Here is a 13288-nt window from a genome sequence, read left to right as displayed (position 1 = left end):
TCGGGCCGATAGGGAAGAATTGTGGGCGTGAGTCTTGGCAAGCACCCGCGGTCCGGCCGCGCCCACCCCGGCGCGAGCAGCTATCCGGTGCCCGACGCGGGTCCGGGTATCCCACCCGACGTCGAAACCGCCTATCTGTCCCAGGACCGGGCGACCCAAAACCCGCACCTGCCACCCCTCGGCCCGACTCCCACCCCGGCCGAACCGACGTCGGCGATGCCACCGCCGACGACAACGAAGCCCTCGTTCGGGCGACGCGCGGCTCAGCGCAGTCGGCGCCTGACCAACAAGGGGATCGACACGATCACGCGGGCCGCGACGGCCGACGGCGCCGACCGCTCGGGGTTGACCGCCCTGACCGTGCCAGTCGTCGCGAACGCCGCCGTGGACGCTGCCATGGCCATCGCACTGGCCAACACCCTGTTCTTCGCCGCGGCCAGCGGGTCCGAGGGCAAAGTGGGGCTCTACCTGCTGCTGACCATCGCGCCGTTCGCCCTTATCGCCCCGCTGATCGGACCGGCCCTGGACCGGTTGCAACACGGCCGGCGGATGGCCATGGCCGGCACCTTCGTCGCCCGCGCCGTCTTGGCGGTGCTCATCGTCACCAACTACCAGTGGGACTCGGTGGGCCAACAGCTCGAATACGACCCGTGGATCTTGTATCCGTGCGCGCTGGGGCTCATGGTGCTGTCCAAGTCGTTCGGCGTCCTCAAGTCGGCGGTGACCCCCCGCGTCGTGCCGCCGAGCATCGACCTGGTGCGCGTCAACTCCCGGCTGACGATCTTCGCGCTCATCGGCGGCACCATCGTCGGCGGCGCGGTGGCCGCCGCCGCGGAGATGATGTTGGGCACCCTGTTGCCGATGCACTGGCCGGGTGCGCTGCTGTGGCTGATCGTCATCGCCTGCTTCGGCGCCTACTACTGCATGAAGATCCCGTCCTGGGTCGAGGTGACCGCGGGCGAGATCCCCACGACCCTGACCTATCGCGACCGACCCGACGCGGACCGCGACCCGGTCTCGGCGCGCGAGCGCGCCCGCCGCGCCGGCCGGGTCATCTCCCAGACGATCCGCCAGCCCCTCGGGCGCAAGGTGGTCACCGGGCTGTGGGGCAATGCCACCATCCGCATCCTCACCGGATTCCTCACCCTCTTCGTCGCGTTCTACGCCCGCAACCAGGATCATCTGGACGGCTTGATGCAGATGGCGATGCTCGGCGTCGTCGGTGCCGCCGCCGGTGTCGGCAACTTCCTCGGCAACGGGGTCGGCACCCGGCTGCAGCTGTCGAATCCGGCCGGGATCATCGCCTGGGTGGTGGCCGCCTGCTTCACCGTCGCCACGGTCACCGCGATCCTGCCGCTGCTGGTGGACGGCTCGGCCATCACCCTCGTCACCGCATCGGTCACCGCACTCATCGCCTCGGCGGGTTCGGCGATCGGCAAGGTGTGCCTGGACTCCTCGATCCAATCCGACCTGCCGGAGGCGTCGCGCGCCTCGGCGTTCGGCCGGTCGGAGACGGTGCTGCAACTCGGCTGGGTGTTCGGGGCGACCACCGGGGTGCTGCTGGCGCGATCCACCTTCTCGATCGGCTTCGGTGTCGCAGCGGTCCTACTCGCGCTCGGCCTCGCGCAGACGGTGCTGACCCTGCGCGGCCGTACGCTGGTACCCGGCATCGGTGGCGGGCACCGGCCCGACGTCGCGCCCCCGACCATGCCGACCGAGGTCCTCCGCCGCCCCGGCCCGCCGGCTCCCACACCGGTCGACGCCACACCGGTCGACGCCCAGACCACGGTGCTGCACCGGCCGACGAGGACACGGCGGGCCCAACCCCCGGGACCGACCGCGGCCCCGACCCGCGCCTACCCGACCCGGCCGTACGACGACCGCCGCCACCCCCGGGAGAACCCGTGAATCTGTCCGCCTCGGAGAAGAAGACCCTCGCCATCCTCGCCGTCTCGGCCCTGCTGTACGCGGCGGTGATCGTCGGTGCGGCCGCGTTCTGGGGCTCGCGCACCCACGTCGACGAGCGGCCGCAGGCGATCCTGTCGGTCGGCGCCGACTCGGCCACGATCCACCCGACCGTGTTGTGCGACTACGAGATGAACAACTGCGACGGCGATTTCCGCAAGATCGACGCGACGCGCTACTCGCACTTCCCCGTTCCGGTCGGCGCAACCCTGCGTGTGCGGCTCTCCGAAGACGTGTCGGGCGACCCGTGGTCGATCGTCGCGCAGTATCTGACGCCCAAGGGCTCGGAACTGGTCCTGCAGACCTTGACCGGGGGCGCCGGGACCACACCGCTGTACCTGCCCTCGACCCGCGAGCGCGTCCTGATCAACGTCGAGATCAGCCTGCCCGCCAAACTGCTCGCCGGGGATACTGACGAAGAGTTGGTCCGGCGCGGCTTCTTCGCCATCGACACGACACCGACCGGCGAACAGGCCCTTCTCGACGCATATCGGAAGGCCGCGGCGGGCAAGCGTCCCCAGGAGCGCATGGCCACCGACGGCGAGTTCGCCCGGCGCTGACGCCGGGCGGGCTCAGCGCGGACTCAGCGGTCGAGTTCGCGCGCGACCGCGCGGACGACCTCGGAGATGCGCTGCGCCATTTTGCGGTCGGGGTAGCGCCCCTGCCGCAGGGCCGGCTGCACCGTGCCCTCGAGCAGCGTGATCAGGTCGGCGACCATCCCGTGCAGTTCGTCGGGGGTGTGTCGCTTGGTCTCCTCGCGCGCCGCTTCCCGCGTGTTCTTCGCGACACTGGGTGCCGGGTCGAGAACGGTCACTGACAGCGCCTGCGGTCCGCGGCGCCCGGCGGCCATGCCGAACTCCACCCGCTGTCCGGGTTTGAGGGACTCGACCCCGTCGGGGAGTGCCGAGGCGCGGACGTAGACGTCCTCCCCGCCTTCCTGCGAGAGGAATCCGAAACCCTTGGCCGGGTCGTACCACTTCACTTTGCCGGTCGGCACCGCGCTCACCTTCACCTTGGTCGACGCGCCCGACCTCACTGTCTGGCACGCCACGGAAAAAGCGCCCTGCTGACATTGAATGCCGAGCAAGACGCAGCCTTGGTGACCATGATAGCGCGTGGGTACTAGCGTGGACAGCATGGCCACCGGAACAAAGAAGCGTTCGACACGGGTTCTGTTCACGCTCGGCGTGACCCTGTTCCTCGCCGGCCTCGTGTCGGTGGGCATCCTCTATCTGGTGCCGGTCGTGTGGTCCGGACACACCGCACCGCTGCCGGTCTACCTCGTCGCCATGTGCACCCCCGTCGGCCTGGTGCTGGCGATCGGTGCGACGGTGGCCGCCGGCCGGACCCGATGAGCGGGCGCGCCCCCGATTTGGCACCGGCGGAGTCGCCCGACGCCCTGCGCCGGGCCTTCAGCTGCTTTCCGTCGGGGGTCGTCGCGGTCTGCGCGCACGAGAACGGCGAGGCCTTCGTCGGCATGGCCGCCAGCTCGTTCTCGACGGTGTCGCTGGACCCGCCGCTGGTCTCGGTGTGCGTGCAGAACACGTCGACGACGTGGCCGCGGCTGCGCTCGCGCCAGGTGATCGGGGTCAGCGTCTTCGCCCACGACCAGTCCGAGCTGTGCCGACAGCTCGCCGGCCCGGCACCGCAGCGTTTCGACGGGGTGGACCTCCTGTGCACCGATGGTGGGGCGCTGTTCGTCGCGGGCGCGGCGGCCCACCTTTTATGTGAATTACACGCCGAATACGCCGGTGGCGACCACACCGTGGTCCTGCTGCGGATCCGGTCGTTGTCGGCCAACCCCGACGTGGACCCGCTGGTCTTTCACGCCAGCACCTTCCGGCGCCTGACCATCGATCCTGCCGCCGAGGGGGCCGTGACCGGCACCACGTCTTGACTGTGACCTTGGTCACATTACGGATCGATAACGAGAAGGACACGAACTGGGATTCAGTGCTTGAACTGCGAGAACCCCGAGACTGCCCCGAACGCACCCGATCACCGGGGAAAAACCCAATTCTGCGTCAAATAGGAAGCGTGCCGATCTGCCCGGTAGTCTCGTCGGAGGTTCTCACCCGAGAGCCGATGCAGTACCGACGCAGCTGGTCGCGCCGAACCTCATTCCACCAGCCGCGCCGCCCGAACAACAGAATTCAGGAATGAGGACGGGGGACCCAACCTCTCCCGTGAGAACGGGTTTCAGCCGATACCGTCGGCCGGAATCCTCGGGGTGTAGCCGCACCGATACCCGTATCACCGCGGCCGGGCAACCTCTCGCTCGAACCCGACAGCTGACTTCGTAGGCGCGTGGAGAGAGGAAAATTCACTATGTCCGGACGTCACCGTAAGCAGACGACCAGCACCACTTCCAAGACCATCGCCAAGGTGGCCCTGACCTCCGCCGTCATCGGCGGCGGCGCCGCCCTCGCCTCGGGCGCGACCGCCCACGCGGCGACCGACTCCGAGTGGGACCGCGTCGCGGCCTGCGAGTCGGGTGGCAACTGGGCCATCAACACCGGCAACGGCTACCACGGCGGCCTGCAGTTCTCGCCGGGCACCTGGGCCGCCAACGGCGGCACCCAGTACGCGCCCACCGCGGACCGGGCCACCAAGGAGCAGCAGATCGCGATCGCCGAGCGCGTTCTCGCGAGCCAGGGCAAGGGTGCCTGGCCGACCTGCGGCACGGTCCTCTCCGGGCCGACGCAGCGCGATCCCGGCAAGTCGCCGAACCTGAAGACCAAGAAGAACAAGACCGCGCCGGCATCCTCGCTGAAGACCGCCCCCAAGGCCAAGAACAGCGACGAGGTCCGCGACCAGGTCGACAGCGTGGTCAAGGCCCGCAAGGACAAGGGCCAGCTGGACCCGACCGTCTCCAACATCTGGGAGGCGGCGAAGGCCAGCGGCTACAAGCTGGACAAGGGCCAGGTTGACTTCTACAACCAGCACAAGGGCCAGCTCCCCGGCGTCAACTGACGCACAGGGCTGCACAGCTCAACACAACAGCGCCCCGCACGATCACGTGCGGGGCGCTGTTGTCTGTCGATACCGGCCGTCGCGGCCGGGAATTGCTCAGGTGTTGATGATCGTCCGCGGGTTGATGTAGAGAAGCTCGTCCTGCGGCAGCGGGAACTGCGTGGCACCGAAGGGCGACAGCGCACCGGCCAGATCGGCGGCGAACTCGGACACTGCGTGGTCGCCGTCCGGGAAGGGCCAGCCGTTGTCCACGTACTTGCGCTTGGACTCCCCGACGACCTGCTCGACGTCCTTCTTGACGTCCTCGACAATCTCGTTCTCGCTCACATCGGTCATTGTGCCATGTGCCCGCCCCGGCCGAGCGGTGAACCCGGGCACATAGACTCGTCGGGGTGAGCGCCAACGACCAGCCGAGCGGATTGGCGCGCGCGTTGGCGCAACGATCCGACGAGGAGCTCGTCGCGCTACTCGTCGCACGCCCCGATCTCGCGTCCCCGCCGCCCGGCGGGGTGAACGTCCTTGGCCAGCGCGCCTTGTCGTCGGGATCGATCAACCGCGCCGGCGAGGAACTCGACCTGCTGCACGTGGCCATCCTCGAAGTGCTGTTGGGCCAGAGCGCCGGATCCCACGGCAAGCAGGCCCGGCGCGCGGTGAGCGAAGCGACGATTCGCAGCGCGTTGAAGGGCCGCGCCACGGCGACCCAGATCAACGCCCACCTGGCCACCCTCGTCGACCGCGCGTTGGTGTGGCGCGACGAGGCCGGGCTGCACATCGCCGGGCACACGGCGGCGGCGCTGCCGTGGCGGACCCGCCATGTCGCCACCGACGTCGCGACCCGGACGCCGGAACAGTGGCGCGAGCGGCTCGACGGACTCGACGACCCGGCGCGCGACGTGCTGACCAAACTGGTCACCGGCCCCAGCGTCGGGACGACCAACGACGCGGGTCCGGGTGCCGATCCGACCCGGCCGGTCCCAACCCTCCTGGCGGCCGGGCTCATCTCCCTCGTCGACCCGCAGACGGTCGAGATCGAACCCACCGTCGCACAAATGCTGCGCGCCGAGCCGCCGCTGCGCGTCGACAACCTGCGCCCGCCGGCCCTGCCCGACTCCGCGCCGACATCGGCGACCGGGCGTACCGACCTGACCGCCACCGCCGCCGGCGCCGCCGTGGAACTGTTGCGCGAGGCCGACGATGTGCTGACCAGCCTGGGACGCCTCCCGGCCCCCGAACTCAGCTCCGGCGGCATCGGCATCCGCGAACTGCGCCGGATCGCCAAGGACACCGGGCTGGGCGCACAACGGGTCGGGCTGATCATCGAGTTGTTGGGCGCCCACCACCTCCTCGACGTCGGCTTCCCCGATCCGGAGCCGGTCCGCTACGACGGCGAACGCGTCTGGGCCCCGACCATCGCCGCGGATTCCTGGACCCACCACTCCCCGGCGCGGCGCTGGGCGGGACTGGCGACCGCGTGGCTGGGCCTGGACCGGCGGCCGTGGTTGATCGGGGAACGCGATGTCGATGGCGCGGTGATCGGTGCGCGCGGCCGCGTCGGCGACCTGACCGCCCGACGGGAACGGCGGTTGGTCCTCGACGTCCTGGACGTCGCCGGGGCGGGGGTGGCGCCGACCGTCGACGACCTCGTGTCGCACCTGCTGTGGTTGCGCCCCCGGATGCGCCGACGGCTGACCCGCCACGCGGTGGCCCAAACCCTGCGCGAGGCGACGGAGGTGGGGCTGGTCGCCCACGGCGCCCTCACCGAGATCGGTCGTCTGGTGTTGTCCGGCCCGGCCGACGAGGAGCTCGTGGCGGCGATGGACGCGGCCCTGCCGGAGCCCGTGGACCACTTCCTCGCCCAGGCCGACCTCACCCTGATGGTCCCCGGCACCATGACGCCCGAACTCGCCGCCGAGGTGGCGCTGGTCGCCGATCTCGAATCGGCCGGCGCCGCGTCGGTGTACCGGGTCACCGAGCACAGCGTGCGCCGCGCCCTCGACGCGGGCCGCACCGGCGCCGAGCTGGTCGCGCTGTTCACCAACCATTCGAGGACCCCGGTCCCCCAGTCGTTGACCTACCTGGTCGAGGACGTCGCCCGGCGGCACGGAACCCTGCGCGTCGGGGTGGCCACCGCGTTCGTGCGCTGCGACGATCCGGCCGTCATGGCCGCGGTCCTGCGCAGCAGCGAGGCCGACGCCCTGGCGCTGCGGCCGCTGGCCCCGACCGTCCTGGTGTCGCCGGCCCCCCTGCGCGACGTGCTCGACGGGCTGCGCGCCGCCGGGTTCGCCCCCGCCGCCGAGGACTCGAGCGGTGCCCTGGTGGACGTGCGGGAGGCCGCGGTCCGCATCACCGGACAACGACGCCCGCCCGGACGCACCGGCGCGGCGGGCACTGTGGCCTCGGCCGACCAGTTGGAGTCGGTGGTGGCCCGGATGCGCGCCGCCGATGCGGCCGCGCAGCAGGCGAGCACGACCGGCAAGGGCGTGCGGGCCAGCGGCGGCGGCGAATCGGTCACCGCGCTGATTTCCCTGGCCATGCGCACCGGGCGCCGCCTGCGCGTGGACTACGTCGACTCGCACGGCAAGGCGTCGCGCCACGTCGTGAAGGTCCAGCTCCTGCGTGCGGGCCGGGTCATCGCCGCGGAGGCCCCCTCCGGCGACGAGGTGCAACTGTCGGTCCACCGGATCACGACCGTCGAGCTCCTCGACTGATTGGTGCCGTCGAGCTCCTCGACTGATCGTGGACAATGGTGGGGTGACCGACGGACCCCTCATCGTGCAATCGGACAAAACCCTCCTCCTCGAGGTCGACCACCCGGACGCGGGCGCGGCCCGTGCCGCCATCGCCCCGTTCGCCGAGTTGGAGCGTGCCCCCGAGCACGTGCACACCTACCGGGTGACCCCGCTGGCGCTGTGGAATGCGCGTGCCGCCGGCCACGACGCCGAGCAGGTCGTCGACGCCCTGGTGTCGCATTCGCGCTACGCGGTGCCGCAGCCGCTGCTGATGGACGTCGTGGACACGATGGGCCGGTTCGGCCGGCTGCAGCTGGTCAAGCACCCGGCGCACGGGCTGACGCTGGTCAGTCTGGACCGCGCCGTCCTCGAGGAAGTGCTGCGCAACAAGAAGATCGCCCCGATGCTCGGGGCCCGCATCGACGACGACACCGTCGTCGTCCATCCCTCCGAGCGTGGCCGCCTCAAGCAGATCCTCCTCAAGGTGGGCTGGCCGGCCGAGGACCTCGCCGGCTACGTCGACGGGGAGGCCCACCCGATCGAGTTGGACCAGTCGGACTGGGAGTTGCGCGATTACCAGGCGCTGGCCGCCGAGTCGTTCTGGGCGGGCGGATCGGGTGTCGTCGTGCTGCCCTGCGGCGCGGGCAAGACGATGGTCGGCGCGGCGGCGATGGCCAAGGCCGGCGCCACCACGCTCATCCTGGTCACCAACACCGTCGCGGGCCGGCAGTGGAAGCGGGAGTTGATCGCGCGGACCACGCTCACCGAGGAGGAGATCGGCGAGTATTCCGGCGAGCGCAAGGAGATCCGCCCGGTCACCATCGCCACGTACCAGGTGATGACCCGCAAGTCGAAGGGCGAATACCGCAACCTGGACCTGTTCGACTCGCGCGACTGGGGGCTCATCATCTACGACGAGGTGCACCTGCTGCCCGCCCCCGTGTTCCGGATGACCGCGGATCTGCAGTCGCGCCGCCGGTTGGGGCTCACCGCCACCCTCGTGCGCGAGGACGGCCGCGAGGGCGACGTGTTCAGCCTGATCGGGCCCAAGCGCTTCGACTCGCCGTGGAAGGACATCGAGGCGCAGGGGTGGATCGCCCCGGCCGAGTGCATCGAGGTCCGGGTGACGCTCACCGAATCCGAGCGCCTCACCTATGCCGTCGCCGAGAACGAGGAGAAGTACAAGCTCTGCTCGACGGCGCACACCAAGGTCAACGTCGTGAAATCGATCCTGGACCGGCACCGCGGGGCACCGACGCTGGTCATCGGCGCCTATCTCGACCAGCTCGAGGAGCTCGGCGAGGCGCTCGACGCACCGGTCATCCAGGGCTCCACCAAGAACAAGGACCGCGAGGCGCTCTTCGACGCGTTCCGCCGCGGCGAGATCGAGCGGCTCGTGGTGTCCAAGGTCGCGAACTTCTCCATCGACCTGCCCGAGGCGTCGGTGGCGGTGCAGGTGTCGGGGATGTTCGGGTCGCGCCAGGAGGAGGCGCAGCGGTTGGGCCGGTTGCTGCGGCCGAAGCACGACGGCGGACAGGCGCACTTCTACTCGGTGGTCTCGCGGGACACGCTCGACGCCGACTATGCGGCCCACCGCCAGCGGTTCCTGGCCGAGCAGGGCTATGCGTATCGGATCGTCGACGCCGACGACATCCTCGGTCCGGCGATCGGCGACGGCGGGCTGGACGATCTGCCGTGACCGAACGCACTGAACGCGTCTTCGCGATGCCACTGGCCAGCGTCTACCCGCACTACGTCGCCAAGGCGGAGAAGAAGGGGCGCACCGCGGCCGAAGTCGACGAGATCATCTCCTGGCTGACCGGCTACGACGAAGCCGGGCTGCGCCGGGTTCTCGACGATCAGGTCGACTTCGCCACCTTCTTCGCCGCGGCCCCTGCGATGAACCCCAACGCCGCGCTGATCACCGGCTCGATCTGTGGCTATCGGATCCAAGACATCGAGGATCCGCTGATGCGCCAGATCCGCTGTCTGGACAAGCTCGTCGACGAGTTGGCCAAGGGCAAGGCGATGGACAAAATCCTGCGCGGTTGACCGCCGACAGCGACCTCACAGAAACGACTGTTAGCATTTCGTGACCTAAACAGTTGATTCGACAAGAGGTTGTCCATGCGCACCACTCCCCTCGTCCGCGGTATCGCGATTCCGGCGGCGGTCGCCGCCGCCGTCCTCCTGGGCGCCGCTCCGGTCCACGCAGACAGCTCCGCGGGCAGCCTCGACTTGGGCAGCCTCGGGTCGTCGGACAAGAAGCCGCAGCACTACGGCAAGCTGGGCCGCAAGAATGCCCCCAACGGCGTGCGGTCGATCAACACCTGGGTGTACGCCCCGACCGCGAAGGCGCGGTCGACGGGATACCCGGTCGGCGCCAAGGTGGGCGTCAAGTGGAACTCGGTCATCGAGGCCGGCGACCAGGTCAACGGCCCCGAGTGCAAGATGACCGTCCGGATCACCGGTCCGCATGCACCACAGCCGTTCACCACCAAGCAGTGCACCTCGAAGTACGCCTGGAAGCTGAACGTGAAGGGCAGCTACATCGCGCGCGTCACCGACGGCGTGTCCGGCGCGTCGAACGCGGTCCGCTTCACCATCGGCTGACCGCCGCGCCGGTCACACCGGCGAGGTGATCCCCACCAGTTCCTCCGAGGCCTGCCAGAGACGGGTGCGCTGCGCCTCGTCGTCGGCGACCTCGCGGTACGACGAGGGTCCCGGTGCTCCGCGCATACCGCCGAACTTGGTCGGTCCGTAGAAGCCGCCGGTGCGCACCGCCGGACTCGTCGCCGCGTACAGCGTCGGCATCGCCCCGTCTGCGGCCGATTGGGCGGCGACGCTGTTGCCCACCGCCATCACCACGTCCATGAGCGACTCGGTGTGCCCCTGCAGGTCGGTGCTCGCGTAGCCCGGGTGGGCGGCGACCGACACCAGCGACGATTCCGACGCCTCGAGCCGGCGTGCCAACTCCTTGGCGAACATCAGATTCGCCAGCTTCGAGTCACCGTAGGCCCGCCAGCGGCGATAGCGGCGGTTCTCCCAGTTGAGGTCGTCGAAGTCGAGCCGGCCCAGGCTGTGCATACCCGACGAGAGGGTGACCACCCGGTCGGAGACCTTGTCGAGCATCAGCAGCGTGAGTGCGAAATGGCCGAGGTGGTTGGTGCCGAACTGCATCTCGAATCCGTCGGCGGTGCGCCGCAGCGGCAGCGCCATCACCCCGGCGTTGTTGATCAGCAGATTCGCCCCGTCGATGCGGTCGGCGAAGTCGCGGACCGATTGGAGGTCGGCGAGGTCGAGTTTCTCCACCCGAGCCTTCGCGCCGATCCGATTGGCCACGGCCGCCGCCTTGTCGGTGTTGCGGCAGGCCAGCACGACGTCGGCGCCGGCGTCGGCGAGTGCGGTGGCGGTTTGCGCGCCGAGGCCGCTGTTGGCCCCGGTGATGATGGCGGTACGGCCGCTCTGGTCGCCCAGTTCAAGTTTCATGATTGGTCTCCCTGTCGTTGTATCTCGGCTATTCACGGCCAGTCGCCGCGCGGTTGTGGGTCAGCGCCCGTTCCAGCCAGGGCTCCAACCGGTCGTCGGTGTCGATCGCCGTCGCGTCGACGATGATCCACCCGGCGCCCATCTCCCGACCCGACCCCATCTCGGCCTGCGCCGCACCCGGCTGGGCCAGCAGTGCCTCCTGCTCGTCGGCGGCGACGCGGATCAACAGCTCACCCTGCTTCATCGCGCACACCGCCAGCTTTTCGTTGACCATGAAGGCGCGGCCGCCGAACATCGAGATCTCCCGCGTCACCGGTTCTTCGGCGAGGAGGACCCGCAGCCGCTCCACCAGCCGATCGCGTGCATCCACCGATTCCTCCGTCCCCTCAGCGCCGGCGCGCGACTCGTTGGAAGGGCAGCCGCGCCAGCCCGCGGACGACGTCGGCGACGGTGGGCACCGTGGCCCGGTTGTCGGTCATCTCCATCGCGACGGTGACCGGCAGGTACAACTGGGTTGCCTCGACCCGGCCGCGCAGGTGGAAGGCACCGCGGTAAGCCCAGTGGTCGGCCTCGTCGCCCGCCGCGTCCACCGCGTCACCGCTGGCGACCACCGGTACCCGGGCGTCTTTGGCGAGTTCGGACAGGCGCGCGCTCTCGTTGACGGGGTCGCCGATCACCGTGTACTCGTAGCGGGTCTGCGCGCCGATGTCGCCGGCGAATACGGTGCCGTGTGAGACCCCGATCCCCCACTTGATGGGCAGTTCCTCGCGCAGCCGGTCCGCCAGTTCCCGCGACGCCCGCAGGGCCGCGGCGGCGGCCGCGTCGAGGGCGACCGGGGCGCCGAACACCGCCAGGGCCGCATCCCCCTCGAACTTGTTGATGAAGCCGTCGTGCTCGTCGACGACCTCGGCGACGATGGTGAAGAACCGGTTGAGCAGACCGGCCACCGCCTCGGGATCCAGATGCGCGCTCATCGTCGTCGATCCGGCGATGTCGACGAAGAGCACGCCCACCGAGGGCGTCGTCGCCCCGGACATCTCGTCGCCGCGGGCCAGCGCGTGCTCGGCGACGGTGGATCCGACGTGGCGGGCGAACAGGTCGCGCATCCGCTCGCGTTCGGCGAGGCCGTCGACCATCTGGTTGAAGCCGTTTTGCAGCACGCCGAGCTCGGAGTTGTCGTAGACCGCGACGCGGGTGGACAGGTCGCCCTGCTCGACGTCGTTCATCGCGGCGGCGAGGTCGTCGAGCGGCTCGGCCAGCGCCGCCCCGACGAGGACGACCACGCGGGCCCCCGCGGCCAGGCCGATCAGTGCCACGACCACCGCGACCCAGTCCACCGTGCCCGTCGCGGCGGGCAGCAGACCGGTGTAGCGGCCGGCATTGATCGCGAGGAGTCCGACCATCGGCACCGCCGAGGAGACCAACCAGACCGCGAGCATCCGCTTGCGCACCCCGGACCAGGCACGCAACGAGTTCTGTTCGCGCATCGCCATCACGGCCAGGGGACGGACCGCGCGTTCGGCGAAGATATAGGTGAGGCAGGCGCTGGCCACCGCGGCCAGGGAGAAGGCCCCGGTGACGACGACGAATTCGATCGCTCCGCGACCGAGGATGATCGCGGTCACGCCGTAGATCCCCAGGGCGATCGTCCAGGCCGCCATCGTGCCGATGACCTGGCGCCGCGGGATTCCCTGGATCGCCTCGGCGCGCCCCGGCTCGGGCTGCGCACCCGAGAGGAACCAGTTCAGGTGTCCGCGCATGATGATCAGCCCGAAGACGAGGTTGAGCAGGGTGCCGCCGACGATGGCGACGACCATCGCCCACATCATCGCCGTGTCGAGGTTGAGCACTTCGCTCAGCCGCCCGCCCCGCAGCGCGAGTTGAACCAGCAGGAAGGTCTCCAGGCCGATCCCCGTGTTGCCGCCGACCAGGGCGATCGAAGACACCGCGATCGTGCCGCCGGCGATTCGCTTGCGCTCGTCGTCGGTGAGCCCCGACCAGGACTGTTGGTCGAAGCCGAGGATCTGCTGTTGGTGTAGCAGCTTCAACCGCTCCACCAGCGTGCGCCGGTGGACGCCCGCGGCAGCAAAACGGCCGGCCACGCGTCCTCCTGTCGGAATCGATTGATTCTG

Annotated in this window: 14 protein-coding genes and 1 riboswitch; of the genes, 9 read left to right on the top strand and 5 right to left on the bottom strand. The window is 69.9% G+C overall.

The features are described 5' to 3' along the window. The first annotated feature begins 27 nt into the window (after positions 1-27). Positions 28-1908: an MFS transporter gene (locus nbrcactino_RS04745; protein WP_161926316.1), complete on the top strand. Its 1881-nt coding sequence runs from the start codon at positions 28-30 to the stop codon at positions 1906-1908. Beyond that, positions 1905-2525, top strand: a complete 621-nt coding sequence (locus tag nbrcactino_RS04740) for a DUF2771 family protein (protein WP_161926315.1) — start codon at positions 1905-1907, stop codon at positions 2523-2525. Before nbrcactino_RS04745 ends, nbrcactino_RS04740 begins: the two co-directional genes overlap by 4 nt. A 23-nt stretch (positions 2526-2548) precedes the next feature. Here nbrcactino_RS04740 and nbrcactino_RS18415 read toward each other — a convergent pair whose 3' ends face one another. Then, entirely contained in the window at positions 2549-2962 is a 414-nt protein-coding gene (locus nbrcactino_RS18415; protein WP_161926314.1) for a cold-shock protein, read from the bottom strand. A gap of 139 nt (positions 2963-3101) precedes the next feature. Here nbrcactino_RS18415 and nbrcactino_RS04730 point away from each other — a divergent pair, with 139 nt between their 5' ends. The 3 genes from nbrcactino_RS04730 (at position 3102) to nbrcactino_RS04720 (ending at position 4938) form a co-directional block, all read left to right on the top strand. Beyond that, positions 3102-3320 carry a hypothetical protein gene (locus nbrcactino_RS04730; RefSeq protein ID WP_228460679.1) on the top strand — a complete coding sequence of 73 codons (219 nt, stop codon included), beginning with the start codon at positions 3102-3104 and terminating at the stop codon, positions 3318-3320. Then, complete coding sequence (locus tag nbrcactino_RS04725; RefSeq protein WP_161926313.1) at positions 3317-3862, top strand: flavin reductase family protein; 546 nt, start codon at positions 3317-3319, stop codon at positions 3860-3862. Before nbrcactino_RS04730 ends, nbrcactino_RS04725 begins: the two co-directional genes overlap by 4 nt. A 229-nt stretch (positions 3863-4091) precedes the next feature. Next, a riboswitch (cyclic di-AMP (ydaO/yuaA leader) is annotated at positions 4092-4287 on the top strand. A 6-nt stretch (positions 4288-4293) separates the two neighbouring features. Beyond that, positions 4294-4938 carry a transglycosylase family protein gene (locus nbrcactino_RS04720; RefSeq protein WP_161926312.1) on the top strand — a complete coding sequence of 215 codons (645 nt, stop codon included), beginning with the start codon at positions 4294-4296 and terminating at the stop codon, positions 4936-4938. 96 nt (positions 4939-5034) lie between these two features. On the opposite strand, the gene nbrcactino_RS04715 is transcribed toward nbrcactino_RS04720, so the two are convergent. Then, positions 5035-5250: a hypothetical protein gene (locus nbrcactino_RS04715; protein ID WP_161927593.1), complete on the bottom strand. Its 216-nt coding sequence runs from the start codon at positions 5248-5250 to the stop codon at positions 5035-5037. A gap of 80 nt (positions 5251-5330) precedes the next feature. Between nbrcactino_RS04715 and nbrcactino_RS04710 the strand changes: the two genes are divergently transcribed. From nbrcactino_RS04710 to nbrcactino_RS04695, 4 genes are all read left to right on the top strand, one after another. Continuing rightward, positions 5331-7646, top strand: coding sequence for a helicase-associated domain-containing protein (locus tag nbrcactino_RS04710; protein ID WP_161926311.1), 2316 nt, complete (start codon positions 5331-5333; stop codon positions 7644-7646). Positions 7647-7689: 43 nt separating this feature from the next. After that, a complete protein-coding gene (locus nbrcactino_RS04705; protein WP_161926310.1) occupies positions 7690-9366 on the top strand; it encodes a DNA repair helicase XPB in 1677 nt (558 codons plus the stop codon). Positions 9367-9392: 26 nt separating this feature from the next. Then, entirely contained in the window at positions 9393-9719 is a 327-nt protein-coding gene (locus tag nbrcactino_RS04700; protein ID WP_161927592.1) for a DUF2200 domain-containing protein, read from the top strand. 75 nt (positions 9720-9794) lie between these two features. After that, positions 9795-10280 carry a hypothetical protein gene (locus tag nbrcactino_RS04695; protein WP_161926309.1) on the top strand — a complete coding sequence of 162 codons (486 nt, stop codon included), beginning with the start codon at positions 9795-9797 and terminating at the stop codon, positions 10278-10280. A 12-nt stretch (positions 10281-10292) separates the two neighbouring features. Here the strand turns inward: nbrcactino_RS04695 and nbrcactino_RS04690 are convergent, their stop codons facing one another. The 3 genes from nbrcactino_RS04690 to nbrcactino_RS04680 are packed head-to-tail and all read right to left on the bottom strand — an operon-like array spanning position 10293 to position 13258. Further along, complete coding sequence (locus nbrcactino_RS04690; RefSeq protein ID WP_161926308.1) at positions 10293-11156, bottom strand: oxidoreductase; 864 nt, start codon at positions 11154-11156, stop codon at positions 10293-10295. Between the two features lie 28 nt (positions 11157-11184). Further along, positions 11185-11526: a TfoX/Sxy family protein gene (locus tag nbrcactino_RS04685; protein ID WP_228460678.1), complete on the bottom strand. Its 342-nt coding sequence runs from the start codon at positions 11524-11526 to the stop codon at positions 11185-11187. 16 nt (positions 11527-11542) lie between these two features. Beyond that, positions 11543-13258, bottom strand: a complete 1716-nt coding sequence (locus tag nbrcactino_RS04680) for an adenylate/guanylate cyclase domain-containing protein (protein ID WP_228460677.1) — start codon at positions 13256-13258, stop codon at positions 11543-11545. Positions 13259-13288: the final 30 nt, after the last annotated feature.

Source organism: Gordonia crocea (genome assembly GCF_009932435.1).
Lineage (GTDB): Bacteria > Actinomycetota > Actinomycetes > Mycobacteriales > Mycobacteriaceae > Gordonia > Gordonia crocea.
Note: the sequence above shows the minus strand (reverse complement) of the source record. Positions and strands in the feature narration are given on the sequence as shown.